Here is a 26695-nt window from a genome sequence, read left to right on the forward strand (position 1 = left end):
AAGATAAACTGTGTGAACAAATATGGAACGTTGGCAAAACATACGTAAAGTCGTCGTTGTAGGGCTCGGTATTACCGGGCTCTCTGTCGTTAAACACCTAACAAAAAACCAGCCTCAGCTGACGGTAAAAGTCATTGATACTCGTGCTAATCCTCCGGGTGCAGAGCACCTGCCTGCTCAGGTCGAGTTGTACAGTGGTGGTTGGAATATTGAGTGGCTAGCAGATGCTGAGTTAGTGGTGACTAACCCCGGAATTGCCTTAGCAACGCCAGAAATTCAAACGGTACTTGCTAAAGGTACGCCTGTTGTTGGTGATATAGAACTGTTTGCTTGGGCGGTACAGAAACCTGTTGTCGCGATTACCGGATCGAACGGTAAGAGTACAGTGACGGATCTGACAGGTGTGATGGCGAAAGCGGCAGGATTAACCGTTGGTGTGGGTGGCAATATTGGTGTGCCCGCGTTGGACTTGCTAGAAAAAGACGCAGACTTGTATGTGCTTGAATTATCCAGTTTTCAATTAGAAACCACGTCGAGCTTAAAGCTAAAAGCGGCGGCGTTTTTAAATCTTTCTGAAGATCACATGGATCGCTACGAAGGAATGAACGATTACCGAGCATCGAAGCTGCGTATCTTTGATAATGCTGAGTTAGCCGTCGTTAACCGTGATGATCAAGAAACATTCCCAGATGTTGAAATGCCATTGGTGACGTTTGGCAGTGATGAACTCGCGTTCGGTCTCGAATCAGATGGTCATCGTACTTGGTTAGTTGACGATGGTCAGCGTGTGATTGCAAGCGATGAGTTAAAGCTGGTGGGTAAACACAACTTAGCAAATGCATTAGTTGTACTGGCTCTACTCAAAGCGGCGGATGTTGATTACCACAAGGCTTTGAATGCACTGAAAACTTACACGGGTTTGACACACCGATGCCAAGCAGTTGCGGATAATCGCGGTGTAAAATGGGTGAATGATTCCAAAGCAACCAATATTGCAAGCACTATGGCTGCGCTTTCTGGGCTCGAATCCAAAGGTAAACTGTATTTGCTTGTTGGTGGCGTTGGGAAAGGTGCGGACTTTACACCGTTACGACCAATCTTAGCGACACTCAATTTACAGCTTTGTTGTTTTGGTGCAGATGGCGATCAATTTATGCCTTTGCATGAATCCGCCATTCGCTTCGATACGATGGAAGATGTGATTCAGCAAATATCTTCGCAGTTAAAAACAGGCGATATGGTGATGCTGTCTCCGGCATGTGCTAGCTTTGATCAATTCGATAACTTTATGGCAAGAGGCGATGCATTTGCAGCTCTTGCTGAGAAATATGCATAATTAAAGGTCACACACTTCGTGGGTTTAGGTAACGTTAAACGCAGCATTGGTACTTGGCTTAAGCATCCTGCACCAGAGGCGCTCTTTGATCGTCAACTCGTCTGGATTGCGCTGGGTTTGATGTTAACTGGCTTGGTGATGGTGACCTCTGCCTCCTTTCCTATTAGCTCACGCCTGACGGATCAGCCATTTCACTTTATGTTCCGTCACGCGACGTTTCTTGTTTTGGCGCTTGGCGCTTCTGCCGTTATTCTTCAAGTACCGTTACAGCATTGGTTTAAAAAGAGTCACTACTTATTGTGGCTCTCATTTGGTTTGCTTATCATCGTTTTAGTCGCGGGCAAATCCGTTAATGGTGCCTCACGTTGGATTCCTCTTGGCTTGTTTAACCTACAACCTGCCGAGGTAGCCAAACTTTCATTGTTTGTTTTTATGTCCGGTTATTTAGTGCGTAAACAGGATGAAGTTCGCCAGACATTCTTTGGTGGTTTTATGAAACCCATCATGGTGTTTGCTGCGTTGGCTGTATTACTTTTAGGACAACCAGACCTGGGAACCGTAGTCGTAATGTTAGTGACGCTGTTTGGCATGCTATTCATTGCTGGGGCTAAGTTAACGCAGTTTTTAGCATTAATGATCGCCGGTATTGCAGCGGTGGTGGGGCTTATTTTTATTGAGCCTTATCGTATTCGTCGTGTTACGTCATTTATGGATCCATGGGAAGACCCATTTGGTAGTGGTTACCAACTTACCCAATCATTGATGGCTTTTGGTCGTGGTGAGTGGTTTGGCCAAGGCCTTGGTAACTCGATCCAAAAATTAGAATACTTGCCAGAAGCGCACACTGACTTTGTGTTTGCCGTACTGGCAGAAGAACTTGGCTTTGTTGGTGTAGTTCTAGTGCTGATGCTAATTTTCAGCTTGGTATTGAAAGCCATTTATATTGGTAAACGCGCCTTTGAAGAGGGCGAACTGTTTGGCGGTTACCTGTCGTTCGGTATTGGTATTTGGTTTGCGTTTCAAACGCTGGTCAACGTAGGTGCTGCGGCAGGTATTGTACCAACCAAAGGTCTTACTTTACCGCTGATCAGTTATGGTGGCTCAAGTCTCATTATTATGTCCGTCGCAGTATCTATATTACTGCGTATTGATCACGAGTGTCGTGTAAAGCGCGGCGAGAAAGAATCAGAACAACAAGTCAATGAAGAAAAATAAACGTTTGATGGTGATGGCTGGTGGAACTGGCGGTCACGTATTCCCAGGGTTGGCGGTTGCTAAACAGTTGCAAGAGCAAGGTTGGGAAATTCGCTGGTTAGGAACGGCGGATAGAATGGAAGCGGATTTAGTTCCGAAACATGGTATTGAAATCGACTTTATCAAAGTAAAAGGTCTACGAGGTCAAGGCGTTAAGCGCCTTCTTGCGGCACCATTTCAAATTATCAATGCCATCAAGCAGGCTCGTGCTCATATGAAGCGCTGGCAACCAGATGCGGTACTTGGCATGGGTGGCTACGTGAGTGGTCCTGGTGGCATTGCGGCTTGGATGAGCGGCATTCCTGTTGTTCTGCATGAACAAAATGCTGTCGCAGGTCTAACGAACCAATGGTTGTCGAAAATTGCTAAAAAGGTATTTCAAGCGTTTCCAGGTGCTTTCCCTCATGCAGAAGTGGTAGGTAACCCAGTTCGAGAAGATGTGACTCAATTAGTATCGCCAACTGAGCGCATGCAGGAGCGACAAGGCCCGATTCGTATTTTGGTTATGGGGGGGAGTCAAGGTGCTCGCATTCTAAACCAAACGCTGCCAGAAGTGATGGCAAAATTGGGTGAGGATTACTGTATTCGTCACCAAGCAGGCAAAGGTGCGGCGGAAGAAGTGAGTGCGGCATATCAAGCAAATAGCGTAGTGAATGCTGAAGTCACCGAGTTTATTGATGACGTTGCTGAGGCTTATTCATGGGCTGATTTGCTGGTTTGTCGTTCAGGTGCCTTGACCGTTTCTGAAGTTTCAGCGGCAGGTGTCGGTGCTATCTTTGTTCCGTTTATGCATAAAGACCGTCAACAAGCGTTGAATGCTGATCATCTTGTAGACTGCGGCGCAGCGAAAATGATTGAACAACCAGATTTAACCGTTGAGTCGTTGACCCAACAGATCCAACGATTGGATCGACGAGCTTTACTTACAATGGCTGAGCAAGCGCGTGGCGCTGCAAAATTGAATGCTGACCGAGTTGTCGCACAAGCTATTGTCGCTTTGACCGAAAAGCGCTAACGAATAACTGAGAATAGAATTAATGACAATCCAACATACACAAGACTTAGCTCAGATTCGCGCAATGGTGCCAGAGATGCGCCGCGTGAAATCCATCCACTTCATCGGTATTGGTGGTGCGGGCATGAGCGGCATTGCAGAAGTGCTGTTGAACGAAGGCTACCAGATCACAGGCTCTGACCTATCAGAGAACCCAGTGACAGAGCGTTTAGTCTCTAAAGGTGCGACCGTCTTCATTGGTCACCAGGCAAGCAATGTTGAAAAAGCCAGTGTTGTTGTGGTTTCAACGGCGATCAACGAAGAAAACCCAGAAGTCATGGCGGCACGAGAGTTGCGTATCCCAATCGTTCGCCGTGCAGAAATGCTTGCTGAGCTGATGCGCTTCCGTCATGGTATTGCGGTTGCAGGTACGCACGGAAAAACGACCACAACCGCACTAGTGACACAAATCTATTCTGAAGCGGGCCTTGATCCAACGTTTGTAAACGGTGGCCTTGTGAAGAGTGCGGGCACGAATGCTCGTTTAGGCTCTAGCCGTATTCTGATTGCAGAAGCGGATGAGAGTGATGCTTCATTCTTGCATTTGCAACCTATGGTAAGCATCGTGACGAACATTGAAGCTGACCATATGGATACCTACGGTGGCGACTTTGAAACACTGAAGCAAACCTTTATTGATTTCTTACACAATCTACCGTTTTACGGCCAAGCGATTGTGTGTATCGATGATCCTGTCATTCGTGAGTTGATCCCACGCATCAGTCGTCAAGTGATCACGTACGGTTTCTCCGAAGATGCTGATGTGCGTATTGAAAATTATCACCAACAAGGTCAGCAAGGTAAATTTACGGTTGTGCGCGAGGGCCGCGCAAACTTAGATATTACATTGAATATCCCGGGCCGCCACAATGCGTTAAATGCCTCAGCCGCGATTGCAGTCGCGACAGAAGATGACATTAATGATGATGCGATTTTAAAAGCCATGGCAGGTACGCAAGGTACTGGTCGTCGCTTTGATCATCTTGGTGAGTTTGATACCGGAAATGGCCAGGCAATGCTGGTGGATGATTACGGTCATCACCCCACAGAAGTTGGTGTCACAATTAGTGCAGCTCGCAGTGGTTGGCAGGACAAGCGATTGGTTATGATTTTCCAACCGCACCGTTACAGCCGAACTCGTGATCTATATGATGACTTTGCGAACGTACTTGAACAAGTTGATGTGCTGATTATGTTGGATGTGTACGCGGCGGGAGAAAAACCAATCGCAGGGGCTGATGGACGCGCGCTATGTCGCACAATTCGCAGCCGAGGCAAAATAGATCCAATTTTTGTTCCAGAAATTGAGCAATTACCGTCTGTTTTAGCTAACGTTATACAAGATGGCGACTTGATCTTGACTCAAGGAGCAGGGGATGTTGGTAAAGTGGCCAAACAGCTTGCCGCTCTTGAGTTGAATGTTAATAAGATGCTTGAGCAGTAGTGAAATCTGACGCAAAGCTCAGAGAAAGACCTAGATCTCGATTTTGCGTCAAGAACGTTGTGAATTATCGCTATCAGTGTTTGATAGTTTACAAGAGCTCAGTATAATCCCAAGGTTATAGTCAATACTTTTACTGCTGCAACGTATGACAGTAAAAGGATGGGGCAAAGTCAGGAAACGAAAACGTTGTTGAATGTAGCACTGAATGAAGAGCGGCCTAAATCGGATCATAACCGAGGTCGCCAAGAGAAACTCTTGGGTGCGGTATTTTTCGTCATCGTTGTGACCTTAATTAGTTCCGTTTTGTACTCAGCGATCAGTTGGATGTGGGATGACCAAAGGTTACCTCTCTCCAAAATAGTACTTCAGGGAAAACTGGAGTATGTCACTGCGGACGATGTCCAATCGGCATTTGGCAATATCGACCATATCGGTACATTTATGTCGCAAGATATCGATGTACTGCAACAAAGCGTCGAAGCGCTTCCGTGGGTTGCTCATGCAGCCATACGAAAACAGTGGCCAGATACGGTAAAAGTATTTTTGACAGAGCATCACCCAGAAGCCATTTGGAATGGTATTGAACTGTTGGATGGCAACGGTTTTGTATTTGAGGGGGATGTCGGCCTGCTAAAGGAAGAGAAAGTTAAGTTATATGGACCTAAAGAAACTGGGCCGGAAGTCTTGCAAACCTACCGCGAACTTCGACCGAAATTTCAAAAATTAGGTTTAGCTATATCGTCTCTCGTTTTGAATGAGCGACGAGCTTGGCAAATCATCCTTGATAACGGTATTCGACTAGAGCTTGGTAAAGAGTCACTGGATGAGCGTATAGAGCGCTTTATTTTACTCTATAACAAGCTTGGCAGTGATACGCAAAGAATCAGTTATATCGACCTCAGGTACGATACAGGAGCCGCGGTTGGCTGGTTTCCTGAACATGAGTTAGAACAAGAGAGTACAGATGACTAAGGTCGCTGATGACAATATTATTGTTGGCCTTGATATAGGCACTGCAACCGTTTCAGCTCTAGTGGGCGAAATTCTACCGGATGGCCAAATCAACATTATTGGTTCGGGTAGCAGCCCATCACGCGGCATGGATAAAGGCGGCGTGAACGATTTGGAATCGGTTGTAAAATCAGTACAACGCGCAATTGATCAAGCTGAGCTAATGGCAGAATGCCAAATTAGTCGAGTATTCATTTCGTTGTCTGGTAAACATATCGCAAGCCGAATTGAGAAAGGCATGGGCACCATATCGGATGAGGAAGTCTCTCAAGAAGATATGGATCGCGCTATCCATACCGCAAAATCGATTAAAATCGGTGATGAGCAGAGAATTCTTCACGTAATTCCTCAAGAGTTCACCATCGATTACCAAGAGGGCATTAAAAACCCGCTTGGCTTATCTGGAGTAAGAATGGAAGTGAGTGTCCATTTGATCTCCTGCCATAATGATATGGCACGCAACATTATTAAGGCAGTAGAACGCTGCGGCCTGAAAGTTGAGCAACTCGTATTTTCTGGGCTTGCTGCAAGTAATGCAGTAATCACCGAGGATGAAAGAGAGCTTGGGGTTTGTGTGGTTGATATTGGCGCAGGCACGATGGATGTTTCTATCTGGACCGGCGGCGCACTTCGCCATACGGAAGTATTTTCTTACGCAGGAAATGCGGTTACTAGTGATATTGCTTTTGCTTTCGGTACACCAGTGAGTGATGCCGAAGAAATCAAAGTCAAATATGGTTGTGCCCTAAGTGAACTAGTCAGTAAGGATGACACGGTTAATGTTCCAAGCGTTGGTGGTCGACCTTCTCGTAGTCTGCAACGTCAGACCTTGTCGGAAGTGATTGAACCACGATATTCAGAGCTAATGGGACTGGTTAACCAAACTATCGACTCTGTACAAGCGAAATTGCGCGAAGAAGGTATTAAGCACCATCTCGCTGCGGGTGTTGTACTCACCGGCGGCGCAGCGCAAATCGAAGGAGTGGTAGAATGTGCGGAACGCGTATTCCGTAATCAAGTTAGGGTTGGCAAGCCGCTGGAAGTTAGTGGGCTTACTGACTATGTAAAAGAGCCGTATCATTCTACGGCAGTTGGATTACTTCATTACGCAAGAGATATGCAGTCTAGTGACGATAGCGATTATAATGAACCTAAGCGTTCATCGTCGTCAGTTACTGGCTTTATCGGTAAACTGCGTAATTGGATAAAAAATGAGTTTTAACCTGAGTTGCAGGATAAACGGAGACAACACATGTTTGAACCGATGATGGAAATGTCTGACGATGCAGTAATCAAGGTCGTTGGGGTTGGTGGCGGCGGTGGTAACGCTGTTGAACACATGGTGCGTGAATCCATCGAAGGAGTGGAATTCATCAGCGTCAACACTGATGCGCAAGCACTTCGTAAGACAAGCGTTGGCAATGTCATCCAGATTGGTGGTGATATCACTAAAGGTCTGGGTGCCGGTGCAAACCCTCAGGTCGGCCGTGAGGCAGCTCTCGAAGACAGAGACAGAATTAAAGATTCCCTAACTGGTGCCGATATGGTGTTTATCGCAGCAGGTATGGGTGGTGGTACAGGTACTGGTGCAGCACCTGTTATTGCTGAAGTGGCAAAAGAGCTTGGCATTCTGACTGTTGCGGTTGTAACAAAACCGTTCAGCTTTGAAGGCAAAAAGCGTTTGGCATTTGCAGAGCAAGGTATCGATGAGCTGTCTAAGCACGTCGATTCATTGATCACAATTCCAAACGAGAAGCTACTGAAAGTTCTTGGCCGCGGTGTAACGCTACTAGAAGCTTTTGCAAGCGCGAACGACGTTCTTAAGAACGCGGTTCAAGGTATTGCAGAGCTAATCACTCGCCCAGGCATGATCAACGTCGACTTCGCAGACGTACGTACAGTGATGTCTGAAATGGGGCATGCAATGATGGGTAGCGGCATCGCGAAAGGCGAAGACCGTGCAGAAGAAGCGGCTGAAATGGCAATTTCTAGCCCACTTCTAGAAGATATTGATCTAGCGGGCGCGCGTGGTGTTCTAGTTAACATCACTGCTGGTTTGGATATGCGTCTTGATGAATTTGAGACAGTGGGTAACACAGTGAAAGCATTTGCTTCTGACAATGCGACAGTGGTTATCGGTACTTCTCTAGATCCAGATATGACAGACGAAATCCGTGTAACAGTAGTCGCGACTGGTATCGGTAACGAGAAAAAGCCTGATATTACACTAGTGGCTGGTGGTAAGGCGAAAGTTGCGCCAACTGCAGCACCACAAGTGCAACAGCAAACAATCGCACCGCAAGCTGAAGAGAAACCGGCACAGACTTTGCAGTCTACTCCAATGCAAGAGAAAGCACAGGTAACTCCTCAGTCTACAAATACCGTTTCTTCTTCGGTTCCTGCTAGTCAAACGTCAGCAGCACCTAAGCAAGAGAAAGAAAGCGGCTATTTAGATATACCGGCATTTTTGCGTCGTCAGGCTGATTAATCTTTAACCCGTAAATTTGACATGGCTCAAAATTATGGTAGCATTCACGGTCGACGTTACAGACGGCCGTGTTTTGTAGCATTTTTTAGAGAGGCAAGCAGATGATCAGACAACGTACTCTGAAAGAAATAGTGAAAACAACTGGTGTGGGTCTCCACTCTGGTCGTAAAGTCACACTTACTCTGCGCCCAGCTGCTGCAAATACAGGTATTATTTACCGTCGTACAGATGTAAATCCACCTGTAGATTTTCCAGCTGATCCGGCATCTGTTCGTGACACAATGCTATGTACAGCATTAGTTAACGATCAAGGCATTCGTATCTCTACTGTCGAGCATTTGAATGCGGCACTTGCTGGTATGGGTATCGACAACATTGTTGTTGAAGTTGATGCACCTGAAATTCCTATTATGGATGGCAGTGCAAGCCCATTCGTGTACTTGCTTCAACAAGCAGGTATCGAAACGCAAAATGCACCTAAGCGTTTTATTCGTATTAAGAAACCAGTTCGTTTTGAAGATGGCGATAAGTGGGCAGAGTTTGTTCCATTTAACGGCTTCCGTATGGACTTCGAAATTGATTTTAACCACCCTGCGATTGAATCAGACGAGCAACGTCTTATGTTTGATTTTTCATCTCAAGGTTTCGTTCGCGAGATTTCTCGTGCTCGTACGTTCGGTTTCATGCGAGATATTGAATACTTACAATCCCAGAACCTTGTTCTAGGTGGTAGTTTTGATAACGCGATCGTTTTGGATGATTACCGCATTCTTAACGAAGAAGGTCTCCGCTTTGAGAATGAGTTTGTTACTCATAAAGTACTTGATGCAATTGGTGACCTTTACATGTGTGGTCATGCGATTATTGGCGAATTCCGTGCTTACAAATCAGGTCACGGTTTAAACAACCAACTTTTACGTGCTGTTCTTGCTGATCAAGAAGCATGGGAATGGACAACATTCGAAGAAGAAGTTGGCTCACCAGTGGCTTTTGCAGAACCTAACATGGTGCTTGCGTAATTTACAGACGCAAATGAATTAAAAAAACCAGGCTACGGCCTGGTTTTTTTGTATCTGGTAGTTATTTACTACGGTTGGTACTCATCACGATTTGACTGGATTTAGATTGTGAGAGATTAGAGTTCGCTTTTCTTCTCGGCCATGTCCGCCAATCGTTTTAAACGCTCTTGAATTTTAGGTGGCGCCATATCCGCAATGATCATTAATGAGTTAGCTGCGGCTTCTGTTAGTGGAGGGCGTTTTGGTCGGTCATCATGCTCAAAGCGATTCCGATACAAAGATGGGTTGATTCTTACCTCAACACTCATCAGCTTCGCGTAGCCTTGTGTTCTCAGTTTATTCAGGATCATAAGGCGATCGTAGTCGATCTTCATCTTTAATGAAGCGCTAGCCACGTCAATGAGCAAATGTCCGTTACGGATATTGGCTACCCGGCAGTGATCTGCCGTGCCTTTAGGTAGGATATCTTGCAGTGCTTGATTGAGTTGCAAGATATCTCCAGCGTGTTCTTGGATCTGCTTAAACTGAGATTCGGCAATAAGATCGTCTGTTGAAGTGGGGCGATGATCACGCATAGGTAAAATCTAATTTTGTGGGCTTGCCGTTATTCTAGAGCAGCTTTCTTCCTAGGTATAGTTTACATTATGGCCTTTATTTTCAGCTCAACTAGGTATCTTGAATTCAGTTAGCCGAATCGGATTGCTTTTAATGACAAAGTTTACGTCCCTGTATCAGGTAAATACTGGCGAATCCGTCATCACTTTGTTAAAAAACTTCCGAGTGCTTCAAACAAATACGTCTATTTATGGTTGTATTGATGAAAAATCCTTACACTAAGCCACATTGATTCAAAGTTAAGCCTTGAAATATGGATGTTTGAACTCAATATCTTTGATAAATGATTTATCTCAGTATTCTTAGTTCCAAATTGGTAGAGACTGAAAGCATTACGAGTAGATCGGGAACGGTCTGATTAAAGAGAGATTCACGAAAAATGATAACTAAGCTACTGACAAAAGTTATTGGCAGTCGCAACGACCGAACACTGCGCCGCCTTAGAAAAATTGTAAAAGAGATCAATAACTACGAACCAACATTCGAAGCGCTTTCGGATGAAGAGCTAAAAGCGAAAACTGTTGAGTTCCGTGAGCGTCTAGAGCAAGGCGAAACTCTTGATAAGCTACTTCCAGAAGCTTTTGCTACGGTTCGTGAAGCATCGAAGCGTGTTTACGGTATGCGCCACTTTGACGTACAGCTTATCGGCGGTATGGTTCTGAACGCAGGCCAAATCGCGGAAATGCGTACTGGTGAAGGTAAAACTTTAACTGCAACTCTTCCTGCTTACCTAAACGCATTGCCAGGTAAAGGTGTCCATGTTGTTACGGTGAACGATTACCTAGCAACTCGTGACGCGGAGACAAACCGCCCACTATTTGAATTCCTTGGTATGACGGTTGGTATTAACGTACCGAACATGCCCCCTCAAGCGAAGAAAGAAGCGTACCAAGCTGACATCCTTTACGGCACAAACAATGAGTTTGGATTTGACTATCTACGTGACAACATGGCTTTCCGCAATGAAGACCGTGTTCAACGTGAGCGTTTCTTCGCAGTAGTCGATGAGGTGGACTCGATCCTTATCGATGAAGCTCGTACCCCTCTTATTATTTCAGGCCCTGCTGAAGATAGTTCTGAACTGTACACTCGTATCAACTTACTTATTCCGCACCTTCAAAAGCAAGATAAAGAAGATTCAGAAGAATACCGTGGGGATGGTCACTACACTGTCGATGAGAAGTCTAAGCAAGTGTACTTGACTGAAACGGGTCAAGAGTTTGTAGAAGAATTGATGGTGAAGAATGGTTTGATGGAAGAGGGCGACACGCTTTACTCTCCAACAAACATTAGCTTACTGCATCACGTTAACGCAGCTCTTCGTGCGCATGTCCTGTTTGAACGTAACGTAGACTACATCGTCAATGATGACGGTGAAGTGGTCATTGTTGACGAACATACTGGTCGTACAATGCCTGGTCGTCGTTGGTCTGAAGGTCTTCACCAAGCGGTTGAAGCAAAAGAAGGCGTTAAGATTCAAAACGAAAACCAAACGCTGGCATCGATTACTTTCCAGAACTACTTCCGCCTATACGAAAAGCTGTCAGGCATGACAGGTACCGCAGATACAGAAGCATTCGAATTCCAATCTATTTATGGTCTAGAGACGGTGGTTATTCCAACCAACAAACCTATGATCCGTAACGATATGCCAGATGTGGTTTACCGCACAGAAGCAGAGAAATTTGCTGCAATTATCGAAGATATTAAAGAGCGTGTTGAAAAAGGCCAACCATCTCTTGTTGGTACGGTTTCGATCGAAAAATCAGAGCTTTTATCTAACGCACTGAAAAAAGCAAAAGTTAAGCACAATGTACTAAACGCTAAGTTCCATGAAAAAGAAGCAGAAATCGTAGCAGAAGCCGGTAAGCCTGGTGCAGTTACTATCGCAACAAACATGGCGGGTCGTGGTACTGATATCGTGTTGGGTGGTAGCTGGCAAGCAAAAGTGGAAACACTAGAAAACCCAACTAAAGAACAGATTCAAGAAATCAAAGCTGAGTGGAAACAAGTTCACGATCAAGTACTAGAAGCTGGTGGTCTACACATCATCGGTACTGAGCGCCATGAATCTCGCCGTATTGATAACCAGCTACGTGGTCGTTCTGGTCGTCAGGGTGATGCCGGTTCATCACGTTTCTACTTATCAATGGAAGATTCTCTACTTCGTATCTTTACTTCTGATCGCATGGCTAGCCTTATCCAAAGCGGTATGGAAGAGGGTGAAGCGATTGAATCTAAGATGCTATCTCGTTCAATCGAAAAAGCTCAGCGTAAAGTTGAAGGCCGTAACTTCGATATCCGTAAACAGCTTCTTGAATACGATGATGTGGCGAACGATCAACGTAAAGTCGTTTACGAACTGCGCGACGAATTAATGAACGTTGATGATATCAGCGAAATGATCGAGCAGAACCGTGAAGACGTTATTACCGCGATCATTGACGAGTACATTCCACCACAATCTTTAGAAGACATGTGGGATGTTGAAGGGCTTCAAGAACGTTTGAAAGCTGACTTTGATCTTGATGCGCCAGTTAAGCAATGGCTTGAAGAAGATGACAAGCTGTATGAAGAAGCGTTACGTGAAAAGATCATTAACCTAGCGGTTGAAGTATACAAAGCGAAAGAAGAAGTTGTCGGCGCTCAAGTTCTGCGTAATTTCGAGAAATCGGTGATGCTTCAAACTCTCGATACGCTATGGAAAGAGCACCTTGCGGCGATGGATCACCTCCGTCAAGGTATCCATCTACGTGGTTACGCGCAGAAAAACCCGAAACAAGAGTACAAGCGTGAATCGTTTGAACTGTTTGAAGGTCTTCTAGAAGCGCTTAAGACTGATGTGATTACCGTGCTATCACGTGTACGAGTTCAGCAGCAAGAAGAAGTTGAACGTATGGAAGAGCAGCGCCGTGCTCAAGCTGAAGAAGCAGCACGTCGTGCTCAAGCTCAGCACGCTGCGGCACAAAACCCATTAACGGAAGGCGAAGAACCGGAAGAGGCAAACCACCAACCAATGGTTCGTGATGAGCGTAAAGTGGGTCGTAATGAGCCTTGTCCATGTGGCAGCGGCAAAAAGTACAAACAGTGTCACGGTAAAATTGACTAATACAGTCAATAGACAGAAACAAAGAGTCGCTTAGGCGGCTCTTTTTGTATCAACAGATCTAGGAACAAAAACGATGAAACGAATTCACATTGTTGCGGCGATCATTTTTAATCAAGATAAGTCGCAAATATTTATTACCAAGCGACCTGATGATAAACATAAAGGCGGCTTCTGGGAGTTTCCTGGTGGAAAAGTAGAAAATGGTGAAAGTGCTGAGCAAGCAATGATTCGTGAGCTTGAAGAAGAGATTGGCATTCAAGTCACAGAGCAAACTTTATTTGAGCATCTTGAGTATGACTACCCAGAGAAGTCTCTAAAGTTTGATTTTATGCTTGTCTCTCAATTTGATCGCCAGCCCTATGGCCGAGAGGGGCAAGAAGGACGCTGGGTCGATGTTGGCGCATTACTTGATTATGTCTTTCCGGAGGCAAACGTACCGATTCTGGAGCGCGTAGTTAAAGAGTTTTCTTAGCTCACGGCTAACTGCCTTGTGGTTAACATCGGATATTGTTAGTTTAAAAACATTCAGCGAAACGAAGAGAACGAGTGAAAGCCTCGTTATCCAGAGAAGGAGAGAAAGCGCAATGGTTCGTATTGCAATCGCAGGAGCTGCAGGCCGAATGGGCCGCAATCTAGTTAAAGCCTCACATCTACATTCAGAAGCCTCGGTTACCGCTGGCTCTGAACGTCCAGAATCATCGTTAGTTGGTGTGGATATTGGAGAATTGTGTGGTGATGGCAAGTTTGATGTTTTTTTGACAGATGACTTGGCCAAAGTAATCGACAACTTTGATGTCGTGATCGACTTTACTGCTCCAGTGAGCACGCTAGCGAATCTAGAGCTGTGCAAGCAACATGGTAAGAGTATCGTCATTGGTACAACAGGCTTTAGTGAAGAAGAACGCGAACAGATTGATGACGCCGCTAAGCAAGTGCCTATCGTAATGGCTCCAAATTACTCAGTAGGTGTCAACCTTGTCTTCAAGTTACTTGAGAAAGCTGCAAAGGTGATGGGGGAGTATTGCGATATCGAGATTATTGAAGCGCATCACCGCCACAAAGTCGATGCGCCATCTGGAACCGCTATTGGTATGGGTGAAGCGATTGCTGGCGCAATGGGCAATAAACTCAATGATGTTGCGGTATACGCACGTGAGGGCATTACGGGTGAGCGCACTAAAGATGAAATTGGCTTTGCAACAATTCGCGCTGGTGACATCGTTGGTGAGCATACTGCGATGTTTGCTGATATCGGTGAACGAGTCGAAATTACTCATAAAGCGACAGATCGCATGACGTTCGCGAATGGTGCGGTGAAAGCTGCAGTTTGGTTGAATTCTAAACCATCAGGCTTTTATACCATGACCGATGTTCTAGGGTTAAATGAGCTGTAAATACATAATTATTCGCCGGCGCAAGCCGGTTTTTTTATGTTTGCATCTATACATGTAAATAAAATGAGTGTGATTTTCTTCGTTTTACCACTGACTTTAGTTTGATTTATGCTGGCTTTTTGGTGTTTTTACTTTGTAGTGATTAAAAATTGCAGTTGTTTTCTTGTGGCGAACGTTTGCGTGAAAATATCATAGAAATATGTGATCTCTGATATGTTCAATTTTGTAAAATTAATAAAAGTGGCATCTTGATAGGGAAGTGGTTATGTAAAACTTACTTTTTTGGGTCTTTTTGTGTTGAAATGACCTTACTTTCCAGAAAAACATAATTTATTTTTCGAGCGGTATTGACAGTTTCTAAGTCCATCCTTAGAATACCGCCAATTTGTCAAAAATACCTGTTTATGTAGATATTCAAGGTATAGGAAGGCATATTTGCAACTTAATTTATTTTTTATGCATTTTTATTCTGGAGGTTGTCTTGGGTAAATTAGCACTGTTAGTCCTAGAAGATGGGACAGTGTTCCGCGGTGTGTCCATTGGAGCAGATGGTATTTCCGTTGGTGAAGTTGTTTTTAATACCTCGATGACGGGGTACCAAGAAATTCTCACTGATCCTTCCTATTCTCAACAAATCGTTACTCTTACTTATCCTCACATTGGCAATACCGGAACCAATTCCGAAGACGAAGAATCCTCTTCAATCCACGCTCAAGGCCTTGTGATTCGCGATCTCCCTCTTATCGCTTCTAACTTCCGTAATGAACAATCCCTTTCTGATTACCTTAAGTCGCAAAATATCGTCGGCATTGCAGACATCGATACTCGTAAGCTAACTCGTATCCTACGTGAGAAAGGTGCGCAAAACGGTTGTATCGTTGCAGGTAACAACCTAGATGAAGCTTTGGCACTAGCGAAAGCAAAAGAATTCCCAGGCTTGAAAGGAATGGATCTTGCGAAAGAGGTTACAACAAAAGAAGCGTATCAATGGAAACAAGGTTCGTGGACGCTTGAGGGTGGACTTCCAGAAGCGAAAGACGACAGCGAATTGCCATATCACGTTGTTGCCTACGACTTCGGCGCAAAACGCAACATCCTGCGCATGTTGGTTGACCGAGGCTGCCGCCTAACGGTTGTTCCTGCTGAAACTTCAGCAGAAGAAGTTCTGGCTCTAAATCCAGATGGCGTTTTCTTATCAAACGGCCCTGGTGACCCAGAACCATGTACTTACGCGATTGAAGCGACAAAAGTATTCTTAGAAAAAGACCTGCCAATCTTTGGTATCTGTCTAGGCCACCAAATCCTTGCGCTAGCATCGGGTGCACAAACAGTGAAAATGAAGTTTGGTCACCACGGCGCAAACCACCCAGTAAAAGATTTGGAGCGTAATGTTGTGATGATTACGTCGCAGAACCACGGTTTTGCAGCAGACGAAGCAACACTACCTGAAAATCTACGTGCTACTCACGTATCGCTATTTGATGGCTCTCTACAAGGTATTCACCGCACAGACAAGCCAGCATTTAGCTTCCAAGGTCACCCTGAAGCGAGCCCAGGTCCACACGACGCGGCACCGCTATTTGACCACTTTATCGAACTAATCAAAAAACACAGCGCTTAATTCGGAGTAGTAGATAATGCCAAAACGTACTGACATTCAAAGTATTCTTATTCTTGGTGCTGGTCCGATTGTTATCGGTCAGGCATGTGAGTTTGACTACTCTGGCGCACAAGCGTGTAAAGCACTGCGTGAAGAGGGTTACCGAGTTATCCTTGTGAACTCTAACCCTGCAACCATCATGACTGATCCAGACATGGCGGATGCAACTTATATCGAGCCAATCCAGTGGGAAGTGGTTCGCAACATCATCGCGAAAGAAAAGCCAGATGCAGTTCTACCTACAATGGGCGGTCAAACAGCATTGAACTGTGCTCTAGACCTAGAGAAGCATGGCGTTCTTGAAGAATTCGGCGTTGAGATGATTGGTGCAACGGCTGACGCTATTGATAAAGCAGAAGACCGTTCTCGTTTCGATAAAGCGATGAAGTCTATCGGCCTTGAGTGTCCACGTGCGGATACGGCTAAAACCATGGAAGAAGCTTACGGCGTTCTAGATATGGTTGGCTTCCCATGTATCATCCGTCCATCATTCACGATGGGTGGTACAGGCGGTGGTATCGCTTACAACAAAGAAGAGTTCGAAGAAATCTGTCGTCGTGGTTTGGACCTATCTCCAACCAACGAACTTCTTATCGATGAATCTCTTATCGGTTGGAAAGAGTACGAGATGGAAGTGGTTCGTGACAAAGCGGACAACTGTATCATCGTATGTGCGATTGAAAACTTTGACCCAATGGGCATCCACACGGGTGACTCAATCACGGTTGCACCAGCGCAAACACTAACAGACAAAGAATACCAGCTAATGCGTAACGCATCTCTAGCAGTACTGCGTGAGATTGGCGTTGAAACTGGTGGTTCTAACGTACAGTTTGGTATCAACCCGAAAGATGGCCGTATGGTTATCATCGAGATGAACCCACGTGTATCTCGCTCTTCTGCTCTAGCTTCAAAAGCAACGGGTTTCCCAATCGCTAAGATTGCAGCGAAACTAGCAGTTGGCTTTACGCTAGACGAGCTAATGAACGACATCACTGGCGGCGCTACGCCAGCATCATTCGAACCAACCATCGACTACGTAGTAACAAAGATTCCTCGCTTTAATTTCGAGAAATTTGCTGGTGCTAACGACCGTCTAACGACGCAAATGAAGTCAGTTGGTGAGGTAATGGCAATTGGTCGTAACCAACAAGAGTCACTACAAAAAGCACTTCGCGGTCTAGAAGTAGGCGCTACTGGTTTTGACGAGATGGTTGACCTAGATGCGCCAGACGCACTGACGAAAATCCGTCATGAGCTGAAAGAAGCAGGCGCAGAGCGTATTTGGTACATCGCGGATGCATTCCGTGCGGGTATGTCAGTAGATGGCGTATTCAACCTAACGCAAATCGACCGTTGGTTCCTCGTTCAAATCGAAGACATCGTTAAACTTGAGCAAGAGCTGAAAGCGAAAGGTTTTGCAGGTCTAAACAAAGACGAGTTAATCAAGCTTAAACGCAAAGGTTTTGCGGATGCGCGCCTATCTAAGATTCTCGGTGTTGCGGAAAGTGAAATCCGTCGTTTACGTGACCAATATGACATCCACCCAGTCTACAAGCGCGTAGATACTTGTGCCGCTGAGTTCTCATCTGATACGGCTTACATGTACTCATCTTACGATGAGGAGTGTGAAGCTAATCCTTCAGACAAAGACAAGATTATGATCCTCGGTGGCGGTCCAAACCGTATCGGCCAAGGTATTGAATTTGACTACTGTTGTGTACACGCATCACTAGCGCTACGTGAAGATGGTTACGAGACGATCATGGTTAACTGTAACCCCGAGACCGTTTCAACCGACTACGACACATCTGATCGTCTGTACTTTGAACCAGTAACTCTGGAAGACGTACTAGCGATTGCTCGAGTAGAGAAGCCAAAAGGCGTTATCGTTCAGTACGGTGGTCAGACTCCACTTAAATTAGCGCGTGCACTTGAAGCGGCTGGTGTACCTATCATTGGTACTAGCCCAGATGCAATTGACCGTGCAGAAGACCGTGAGCGTTTCCAAGTTGCTGTTGACCGTTTAGGTCTTCTACAACCACAAAATGCGACAGTAACGACGATGGAACAAGCGGTTGAGAAGTCACGTGAAATCGGCTTCCCTCTTGTTGTTCGCCCATCATATGTTCTTGGTGGCCGTGCAATGGAAATCGTATACGATGAGCAAGACCTACGTCGTTACTTCAACGAAGCGGTAAGCGTATCAAACGAATCTCCAGTACTGTTGGATCGCTTCTTAGATGACGCAACAGAAGTGGATATCGATGCTATCTGTGACGGTGAGCGCGTAGTCATCGGTGGTATCATGGAGCATATCGAACAAGCGGGTGTTCACTCAGGTGACTCAGCATGTTCGCTTCCTGCATACACGTTAAGCCAAGAAATCCAAGACAAGATGCGTGAGCAAGTTGAGAAGCTTGCATTCGAATTGGGTGTACGTGGTCTAATGAACACGCAGTTTGCGGTAAAAGATAACGAAGTGTACCTCATCGAAGTAAACCCTCGTGCTGCTCGTACTGTACCGTTTGTCTCGAAAGCAACAGGCGCACCGTTAGCGAAAATCGCTGCACGTGTAATGGCGGGTCAATCTCTTGAAGCTCAAGGCTTTACGAAAGAAATTATCCCTCCTTACTACTCAGTGAAAGAAGTCGTACTGCCATTCAATAAGTTCCCTGGCGTTGACCCACTATTGGGCCCTGAAATGCGCTCAACGGGCGAAGTGATGGGTGTTGGTACCACATTCGCAGAAGCTTATGCGAAAGCTGAACTTGGCTGTGGCAATGTATACCCTGAAGGTGGTCGTGCACTATTGTCTGTTCGCGAAGGTGATAAGCAACGTGTGGTAGACCTTGCGTCTAAGCTAACGAAACTTGGTTACCAGTTAGATGCAACGCACGGTACTGCGGTTATTCTAGGTGAAGCAGGTATTAACCCTCGTTTAGTAAACAAGGTACATGAGGGCCGTCCACACATTCTAGACCGCATCAAGAACAACGAATATACCTACATCGTAAATACGGCTTCTGGTCGTCAAGCGATTGAAGATTCTAAAGTTCTACGTCGCGGTGCGCTAGCAGAGAAAGTGAACTACACCACGACACTAAATGCTGCATTTGCAACATGTATGGCACATACCGCAGATGCGAAAAGCTCTGTAACCTCTGTTCAAGAGTTGCACGCGAAAGTGAAAGCGAGCTTAGAAGCTTAATCAAATAAAAATCAGTAGGCTCACTAATTAGAGCCTATATGACAACCTCATTGCCCGCTCATTCGAGCGGGCTTTTTTGTCTCACTATTTTATTGATGAAAATTTGGAATAGGTTGATATCTCGAGTTTCCTTTTGGCCTTATTGATATCAGTGCTACCGTTGCGGTTCTTCCGATACAAATTTTGACAAGGATGCATAAGTGGAAATCACTTTTGAGATTTTAATTGCTCTGTTTTTTGTCGCATCAGCGGCTGGTTTTATTGATGCCATGGCTGGAGGAGGTGGTTTGCTGACGCTTCCAGCACTATTAGCAGCAGGTCTCAGCCCAACTCAGGCTTTAGCAACGAATAAACTGCAAAGTTCTTTTGGAAGCTTTTCCGCTAGCTTGTACTTTGTGCGTAACGGAATTGTCAGCTTGAAAGAGATGCGACTAGCCATTGCTTGTACATTTATTGGCTCAGCTATTGGTGCAGAAGCGGTGCAATTCATTGATGCCGGTATATTAACAAGCCTTATTCCTGTGCTGTTGATTGCGATTTCCCTTTACTTTTTACTTGCTCCAAGCTCGAAAGCGACGAACGATGAGCCAAAGATATCTGAAGCCATGTTCGCTTTATGTGTTGGTGGTGGCGTTGGTTTTTACGATGGTTTTTTTGGCCCGGGAACGGGGTCTATTTTTGCACTTTGTTTTGTTGTGCTTGGTCAATTCTCGTTAGTTGATGCAACTGCTCGAACTAAAATACTGAACTTTACCTCAAACATCGCGGCGCTACTTTTCTTCATTTTGGCTGGCTTGCCGGTATGGGAAATTGGTTTGACCATGGCGGTAGGTGGTTTTATCGGTGCTCAGCTTGGTGCCAAAGTGGTCGTGACTAAGGGGCAAAAATGGATTCGACCACTTGTGATTACCATGTCTATGTTGATGGCGGCAAAACTTCTTTGGCAACAACATCAGCAATGGCTTCTATCATGGTTTTAATACGATTATTACGGTAGGCGTTATGTCGTAAACAAATACTTATTGGCCGAATGAGAGAGGATAGCTCTTCAAATTCGTAGCAATATTGAGGGGCAATCTTTAGCGTCTTTATAATGGATTTCGGTATGAGGGCGGGTGCCATGCCCCCTAATGCTAACTGGGCTGCGGCTGTATATGAATCCATTTCCATTAAGGGCTGAATATTGTGTTTGGACAATACGGCTTGTTGATAGGTATTGGCTGGGTTACTTAAATCATTGGTTAAAATAGCGGTTGGCAGAGAGTCTAAGGCGTGTTTGCTGATGATAGAAAAGGGTTCATCGGCCAAATGGAAACTCATGAGCCCATGATGTGGTGGTAAGTAGCCAGCACAAAAGCCCAGAGTTGCTCTGCCTGATTTTACATTTTCTACGATGCGTGGCGTGTGATTGGTTGAGATGCGAATGTAAGGATCTTGTACTAAACGGGTTTCCATGATCAAACTAAGATAGCCTGCAACTAATGTTTCAGAGCAATCGAGTTTTATCAACGAGGTGTCTTCCAGTTCTTGCTGGTCGTAGATTTGTCCTCTTAACTCATTGAATGTGGGTTCGATCGTACGGATAAGAGCAATGGCGTCGGAAGTCAGTTTGATGTGACGGCCATGTGGTTCAATCAGTTTTTTACCCAGTTTCTTTTCTAAATTAGCAATTCGTTTACTTACGGCCGATTGACTAATGTAGAGTTGGCTGCCTGTATGACTCATGGTTTTTTCTTTACTCAAAACCAAGAGTGTTTCAATGCTTTCCAATAACATGCTTATCCATGAATGTTGGGAATGATAGCCCAATATAAACAAGCTTTAAGTCAGAAGCGAATGGTGTTTATAGAAACAAAAAAGAGCCATTTCATATTGGCTCTTTTTAGTGAATGGGTTTGCGAGTTATTAGCGATTAATGGCAAAGGTCGGTAAAGATAAGTGCCAGCGAATAGCGCCGAGGCGGATCACTAATGTTGAAATGACACCGGCCAAGAGTGCAGCAGAATGGTCATATCCCATAGTCAACGCTGTAGTATGGAAAATACCACCAATGATACACGCCGTCGCATAGACCTCGCTTCTCAGTACCATCGGGACTTCGCGAGCCAGAACATCACGAATGATACCGCCACCACAGCCAGTAATGACGCCCATGATAACTGCAACCATACCTGACGCGTTGTAAGCGAGGGCTTTCTCAACACCAATCCCAACGAATACTGCTAGGCCTATCGCATCACAAACGGGCAACACCCACCAAGAAAGGCGCTTGGGACGGCGTACCAATATCATGGTGAGTAAACAGGTGATGAAAATGACCCAAAGATACGTGGTATCAGTAATCCAGAATACAGGGGTTGCGCCGAGAGCCATATCGCGAATCGTGCCACCTCCGATGGCTGTGACACAACCGAGAACGATAACGCCGAAAGGATCCATCTTTAGTCGGCCTGCGAGCAAAACGCCAGAAACCGCAAAGACAGCAGTACCGAATAAATCGATCATATAAAGCAGCATGGAGTCCATGTTACTTGGTACCTTATAAACAAATTGTGGGGAACAAAAATTGGACGGAAATTTTACGGGATTTCCGACGAAAACGTTAGCGTTTTTGCCTTACGCTTTCAAAGTGTTCACACACCTCTGTGATCGCGTTTAAAGTTCTGGGGGTTGGACGGTTAATCCAGTCGGAGTTGAGCGTCCAAGTATGGCTATTTTTGAGTGCAGGAATCTCATCTTTCCATGTTACCCACATTCCATCATGGCTCATTGCATGCCGTGATGTAAACAGGACTTCAGGTTGACGAGTGATGACTTGCTCTATGCTCACTTGTGGGTAGGGGGCATTGCCCTTGGCAAAGATGTTGTTGCCACCACAAAATGTAAAAACTTCACTTGGCCAGTTTTTTCCTGCCACAGTGATGATTGGTTTTTCACTGAGTTGATAGAAATAACTGACTTTATCTTCGGTATTGTATTTTTCTTTTAGTGCTTCTAATTGTGCTCGAAACGATGCTGCCGCTTTTTGACCAACTTCGGGTTTCTCACTGTACAGGCTTAACTGTTCGATATTTTTAGCGATGTCTTCAAGCGAACCCGTGGTTGAGTAGTAAATCGGAATGCCAAACTGCTTGAGTTTATCGAGTTCTTTGGCTGGATTACCTGCAGGCCAAGCGATAACTAAATCGGGTTGAAGGGCGATGATGCGTTCGAGTTTAATGCCTTGATAGTTTGATACTTTTTCTAGGTCTTTGGCTTGCTCGGGGTAGTCACTCATCTCACTGACCGCAATCAGCTTGTCTCCAAGACCAGCTGCATAGGCGATTTCTGTTGCATGTGGCGCTAGGCTGATGACTCGTTGAACAGGTTCATTGGCGAAAGAAACAGCTGAGAAGATAAGAGGAAGGGCAAAGCAAAGATTTTTCATTATAGTCCTTGATAAATGAATCCGAGAATTAGGCTTTGGATAATTATCCAAGCAAAGATACGCCAAACTATCAGTGTTTGGATTTGCGCGAGATGAATGGCTGATGGTGCAATACGACCACCAAGTTTTGCACGTTCGGCTCGCAGTCCTTGATATAACGCAGGGCCGCCAAGTGATAATTGAAGCTTGCTACCAATTGAGCACAACAACCAAGCTGGCCCTGGAAGTGGCCAAGATTTCGCTTGTTGAATCATGGACGTGAAAATACTTGATACGTTTTTACCCACACCAATGAACATTGCGAATAATCGTAATGGAATGATTTCTAGCGCAGCTGTTAATTTAATTACCGGCTTACCAAATGGGGAATATTGACGACGACTCGGCGACCACGCTCGAGCAAGTTCAGCTGTAAGGCGATACATCAGAGCGCCAATTCCACCAGTCAATCCGTACCAGAACAATACGCACACAACGTTACGTCCGTAGCCCATGATGATGGTCTCAGCGCCTGCTTTGCCAATCCCTAATAGCGACAAGCTCTCTGTATCGCGGTTAAGGTAAGGTTTGAGTAGCGCTCGGCACTGTGCTTTGTTCTCTTTCGACATTGCGGTGACGAGTTGTTTCGCCAGTGATTCGTTGTTTCGCCAGTCAAGAGCAATAAGCAGTAATGCCAGCTCAAATAAAGGCGCTTGCCAAACTAAGGGCTTCATCGCGAGCAGTAATATCAAGCAAGGCACAAGCATGAGAAGAAGTGCGAGTCCGCCAGAGAGAATGCTTTGTGAGTAGCTGTGGTTGTTATTAACTTTGCTCGCCAGTTGTTCGGCGAATTTATGCCAAAGCGTCACTGGGTGAGCAGAGTGAGGAATGGGGATAAGCAGGTGAAATAACAAGGCGCCCCACATGACGAGGAGCGCACCATTGGCATAAAATTGCTGAAAGGTTTCTTCCATGAAATCTGAGAGACTTACTTAGTCAGTTCCAACATTTTGAACACCATTTCTGAAGAGCTTTTCGCTGCTAGCGGTAGGAATTCTTCGAAGCTCATTGGCGATTCTTTGTCTGCTACGTCAGAAATAGCACGAACAACCACGAATGGCGTGTTGAACTGGTGACAAGTTTGCGCAATAGCTGAAGCTTCCATCTCTACTGCGATAACAGATGGGAAGTGTTTACAAATGAACTCTTGACGCTCTGCAGTGCAAACAAACGCATCACCAGTACAAATAAGGCCGCGAACTGCGTGAGTATTTTCCATTTGAGCCAGTGCTTTTTCAGCAAGGTCCATGAGTTTTTCATCTGCTTTGAATGCAGCCGGTTGACCTGCCATTTGACCGATTTCGTAGCCAAATGCGGTGACGTCTGCATCGTGATGACGAACTTCAGTCGAGATAACGACATCGCCTAGGTTTAGGCTTGAGTCAAAACCACCCGCTGAGCCGGTGTTGATCACTACATCTGGTTGGTATTCGTCTAGCAGAATGGTTGTGCCGACTGCTGCCGCTACTTTACCGATCCCAGACTGAAGCAGTACCACATCAACGTTGTTGATTTGACCAGAGAAAAACGTACAACCTGCTTTGTTTACGGTTTGGCAGTTTGTCATAGCTTCTTTCAGGATGGTGACTTCTTGTTCCATTGCACCGATGATACCAACTTTCATAACACTCTCTTTCGATAAAAATTTACGTTGGCGAGAGTATACCACTCTGTACCAACATGTGATCGTTATTTGATTAACTCAGCATTCGTTAACAGTGAACGTAATTGATCGGCACGCTTGCGGTTCACACCAAAATCAGAGTAACCCACTCGTGATTCAGAACGAACAATCAACTTATCGCCCTCAATTTTCAACTCTAAGTCGTCCACAAAACGCATGATCTTGGATGTGCATTCAATACGTAGATAGTTATCATCTTTCACAGCGGTTTTGGCTCCAGGGAGTTTTAGAGCGACTTGTTCAATCGCTTCGATGGTAACAGAATCATTTAGAGTGAACGGCGTAAGGTTGTGTTCTTCACGGGAGTCTTGGGTTGAAACGCAGTTTGGTTTGTCACCACAAGGTGATAGAGAGCGATCGGTCATGGTTGTTATTCCTTGGCTGCAAGCAGTTAAGCCGAGCAAAGTGATAGAAAGGAGAGCGGCTTTTTTCATGATTCTATTCCTTATATTAGGAATTTAATTATATGTAATAAAAGAAAAAAGGATCCAACAATAAGATCCTTTTTGAGATGTTAGCTGTGATTAAACTTCGAGATAATCGAGAATGCCATCTGCCGCTTTTCGGCCCTCATCAATGGCAGTGACGACCAGATCAGAGCCTCGTACCGCATCACCGCCAGCGAAGATCTTTTCGTTGCTGGTCTGGAATTGGAATTCTTGCTTCGCAGGGGCTTTGATACGACCCCATTGATCTAAATCGACATCAAACGGTGTTAACCATTCCATTTTGTGTGGTTGGAAACCAAACGCCATGATCACGACGTCTGCCGGTAGAACGTGCTCGCTGCCTTCGACGGGTTCCGGACGGCGACGACCCGCGTCATCAGGTTCACCGAGCGCGGTCTTTACGACTTTCACTCCTGATACGTGACCTAGAGCATCCACTTCAATCCCGAGCGGTTGCAAGTTGAACATGAACTTCACGCCTTCTTCTTTGGCATTTTTTACTTCACGACGAGAACCAGGCATGTTGGCTTCATCACGGCGGTAAGCACATACAACGTTTGACGCCCCTTGGCGGATAGAGGTACGAACACAGTCCATGGCGGTATCACCACCACCCAATACCACAACGCGTTGTTTCGCCATGTCGATAAAAGGTTGGTTGTGCTCTAAATTCATTACTTTGTAGGTATTTGAAATCAAGAATGGCAGAGCATCGTAAACACCGGGTGCGGTTTCGTTTTCTAATCCAGCCCGCATATATTTATAGGTGCCAACACCTAAGAAGATCGCATCGTACTCATCAAGTAATTCTTGCATTTGTACATCTTTGCCCACTTCCACGTTCATGCGAAATTCAATGCCCATTTCAGAGAAAATACGGCGACGGTTTTCCATCACACCTTTCTCCAACTTGAATGATGGAATACCGAAAGTAAGTAGGCCGCCAATTTCTGGATAGCGATCAAATACTACGGGTTTTACGCCATTACGTATTAATACATCAGCCGCAGCAAGTCCTGCTGGGCCAGCGCCAATAATGGCCACCTTTTTGTCGGTCCACTCCACTTTGGACATATCTGGCTTCCAACCCATCTCGAAAGCTTTGTCGGTAATGTACTTTTCAATGTTGCCTATGGTGACTGCACCAAAGTCGTCATTTAAAGTGCAGGAACCCTCACACAAGCGATCTTGTGGACAGACTCGGCCGCAAACCTCAGGCAAGCTGTTGGTTTGGTGTGAAAGTTCTGCGGCTTCAAGAATACGGCCCTCATTAGCCAGTTTCAGCCATTGAGGGATATAGTTGTGGACTGGGCACTTCCATTCACAATATGGGTTACCACAATCCAAGCAGCGATCGGCTTGTGCGGTTGCTTGCTGCCTGGTAAACGGTTCATAGATTTCAACGAACTCGATCTTACGAATTTTGATGGGTTTCTTCGCAGGATCTACGCGTTGAACATCGATAAATTGATAAACGTTCTGGCTCATGATTCAAACATCC

At 45.4% G+C, this 26695-nt stretch carries 22 protein-coding genes; 14 read left to right on the top strand and 8 right to left on the bottom strand.

Features of this window, described 5'->3' with window-relative positions; genetic code table 11:
- The first annotated feature begins 22 nt into the window (after nucleotides 1-22).
- The 8 genes from murD (at nucleotide 23) to lpxC (ending at nucleotide 9606) form a co-directional block, all read left to right on the top strand.
- A complete protein-coding gene (gene murD / locus VA249_RS02070; protein ID WP_221068637.1) occupies nucleotides 23-1336 on the top strand; it encodes a UDP-N-acetylmuramoyl-L-alanine--D-glutamate ligase in 1314 nt (437 codons plus the stop codon).
- A gap of 18 nt (nucleotides 1337-1354) precedes the next feature.
- Nucleotides 1355-2551, top strand: a complete 1197-nt coding sequence (gene ftsW / locus VA249_RS02075) for a cell division protein FtsW (RefSeq protein ID WP_221068638.1) — start codon at nucleotides 1355-1357, stop codon at nucleotides 2549-2551.
- Nucleotides 2538-3605 carry an undecaprenyldiphospho-muramoylpentapeptide beta-N-acetylglucosaminyltransferase gene (murG, locus tag VA249_RS02080; protein ID WP_221068639.1) on the top strand — a complete coding sequence of 356 codons (1068 nt, stop codon included), beginning with the start codon at nucleotides 2538-2540 and terminating at the stop codon, nucleotides 3603-3605. The genes ftsW and murG overlap by 14 nt, the downstream gene beginning before the upstream one ends.
- 22 nt (nucleotides 3606-3627) lie before the next feature.
- A complete protein-coding gene (murC, locus tag VA249_RS02085) occupies nucleotides 3628-5088 on the top strand; it encodes a UDP-N-acetylmuramate--L-alanine ligase (protein WP_164837220.1) in 1461 nt (486 codons plus the stop codon).
- Nucleotides 5089-5274: 186 nt separating this feature from the next.
- Entirely contained in the window at nucleotides 5275-6060 is a 786-nt protein-coding gene (locus tag VA249_RS02090) for a cell division protein FtsQ/DivIB (RefSeq protein WP_128812334.1), read from the top strand.
- Nucleotides 6053-7321 (top strand): cell division protein FtsA, encoded by a 1269-nt coding sequence (gene ftsA / locus VA249_RS02095; RefSeq protein WP_128811668.1) that lies wholly within the window; start codon nucleotides 6053-6055, stop codon nucleotides 7319-7321. The genes VA249_RS02090 and ftsA overlap by 8 nt, the downstream gene beginning before the upstream one ends.
- Nucleotides 7322-7351: 30 nt before the next feature.
- Nucleotides 7352-8587, top strand: a complete 1236-nt coding sequence (gene ftsZ / locus VA249_RS02100) for a cell division protein FtsZ (protein ID WP_221068640.1) — start codon at nucleotides 7352-7354, stop codon at nucleotides 8585-8587.
- Between the two features lie 101 nt (nucleotides 8588-8688).
- Nucleotides 8689-9606 (top strand): UDP-3-O-acyl-N-acetylglucosamine deacetylase, encoded by a 918-nt coding sequence (lpxC, locus tag VA249_RS02105; protein ID WP_128811666.1) that lies wholly within the window; start codon nucleotides 8689-8691, stop codon nucleotides 9604-9606.
- 116 nt (nucleotides 9607-9722) lie between these two features.
- Here lpxC and VA249_RS02110 read toward each other — a convergent pair whose 3' ends face one another.
- Entirely contained in the window at nucleotides 9723-10181 is a 459-nt protein-coding gene (locus VA249_RS02110) for a DUF721 domain-containing protein (protein ID WP_221068641.1), read from the bottom strand.
- Between the two features lie 419 nt (nucleotides 10182-10600).
- Between VA249_RS02110 and secA the strand changes: the two genes are divergently transcribed.
- The 6 genes from secA to VA249_RS02140 all read left to right on the top strand — a co-directional run bounded on the left by secA (nucleotide 10601) and on the right by VA249_RS02140 (nucleotide 20575).
- Nucleotides 10601-13330, top strand: coding sequence for a preprotein translocase subunit SecA (secA, locus tag VA249_RS02115; RefSeq protein WP_211915408.1), 2730 nt, complete (start codon nucleotides 10601-10603; stop codon nucleotides 13328-13330).
- Nucleotides 13331-13403: 73 nt separating this feature from the next.
- Nucleotides 13404-13802, top strand: a complete 399-nt coding sequence (gene mutT / locus VA249_RS02120) for an 8-oxo-dGTP diphosphatase MutT (protein ID WP_221068642.1) — start codon at nucleotides 13404-13406, stop codon at nucleotides 13800-13802.
- 112 nt (nucleotides 13803-13914) lie between these two features.
- A complete protein-coding gene (dapB, locus tag VA249_RS02125; protein WP_221068643.1) occupies nucleotides 13915-14724 on the top strand; it encodes a 4-hydroxy-tetrahydrodipicolinate reductase in 810 nt (269 codons plus the stop codon).
- 481 nt (nucleotides 14725-15205) lie between these two features.
- Complete coding sequence (carA, locus tag VA249_RS02130; protein ID WP_077261904.1) at nucleotides 15206-16345, top strand: glutamine-hydrolyzing carbamoyl-phosphate synthase small subunit; 1140 nt, start codon at nucleotides 15206-15208, stop codon at nucleotides 16343-16345.
- Between the two features lie 16 nt (nucleotides 16346-16361).
- Nucleotides 16362-19595, top strand: coding sequence for a carbamoyl-phosphate synthase large subunit (gene carB, locus VA249_RS02135; protein ID WP_221068644.1), 3234 nt, complete (start codon nucleotides 16362-16364; stop codon nucleotides 19593-19595).
- Between the two features lie 200 nt (nucleotides 19596-19795).
- The gene (locus VA249_RS02140) at nucleotides 19796-20575 is read left to right on the top strand and encodes a TSUP family transporter (RefSeq protein WP_221068645.1); all 780 of its coding nucleotides are present in this window, start codon (nucleotides 19796-19798) and stop codon (nucleotides 20573-20575) included.
- Here the strand turns inward: VA249_RS02140 and VA249_RS02145 are convergent.
- The 7 genes from VA249_RS02145 to VA249_RS02175 all read right to left on the bottom strand — a co-directional run bounded on the left by VA249_RS02145 (nucleotide 20511) and on the right by VA249_RS02175 (nucleotide 26682).
- Nucleotides 20511-21371 (bottom strand): LysR family transcriptional regulator, encoded by an 861-nt coding sequence (locus VA249_RS02145; protein WP_221068646.1) that lies wholly within the window; start codon nucleotides 21369-21371, stop codon nucleotides 20511-20513. The two genes, VA249_RS02140 and VA249_RS02145, sit on opposite strands and share 65 nt — an antisense overlap.
- A 129-nt stretch (nucleotides 21372-21500) precedes the next feature.
- Nucleotides 21501-22121 (bottom strand): TRIC cation channel family protein, encoded by a 621-nt coding sequence (locus VA249_RS02150; RefSeq protein ID WP_128811657.1) that lies wholly within the window; start codon nucleotides 22119-22121, stop codon nucleotides 21501-21503.
- Between the two features lie 76 nt (nucleotides 22122-22197).
- Nucleotides 22198-23022: a vitamin B12 ABC transporter substrate-binding protein BtuF gene (gene btuF / locus VA249_RS02155; RefSeq protein ID WP_221068647.1), complete on the bottom strand. Its 825-nt coding sequence runs from the start codon at nucleotides 23020-23022 to the stop codon at nucleotides 22198-22200.
- Nucleotides 23022-23975, bottom strand: a complete 954-nt coding sequence (locus VA249_RS02160) for a cobalamin biosynthesis family protein (RefSeq protein WP_221068648.1) — start codon at nucleotides 23973-23975, stop codon at nucleotides 23022-23024. The genes btuF and VA249_RS02160 overlap by 1 nt, the downstream gene beginning before the upstream one ends.
- A 14-nt stretch (nucleotides 23976-23989) precedes the next feature.
- The gene (gene mtnN, locus VA249_RS02165) at nucleotides 23990-24685 is read right to left on the bottom strand and encodes a 5'-methylthioadenosine/S-adenosylhomocysteine nucleosidase (RefSeq protein ID WP_221068651.1); all 696 of its coding nucleotides are present in this window, start codon (nucleotides 24683-24685) and stop codon (nucleotides 23990-23992) included.
- A gap of 65 nt (nucleotides 24686-24750) precedes the next feature.
- Complete coding sequence (locus tag VA249_RS02170) at nucleotides 24751-25179, bottom strand: DUF1499 domain-containing protein (RefSeq protein ID WP_221068652.1); 429 nt, start codon at nucleotides 25177-25179, stop codon at nucleotides 24751-24753.
- 90 nt (nucleotides 25180-25269) lie between these two features.
- Nucleotides 25270-26682 (bottom strand): FAD-dependent oxidoreductase, encoded by a 1413-nt coding sequence (locus tag VA249_RS02175; RefSeq protein WP_221068654.1) that lies wholly within the window; start codon nucleotides 26680-26682, stop codon nucleotides 25270-25272.
- Between the last annotated feature and the right edge of the window lie 13 nt (nucleotides 26683-26695).

Source organism: Vibrio alfacsensis, assembly GCF_019670485.1.
In the GTDB taxonomy this organism is placed as follows: domain Bacteria; phylum Pseudomonadota; class Gammaproteobacteria; order Enterobacterales; family Vibrionaceae; genus Vibrio; species Vibrio alfacsensis.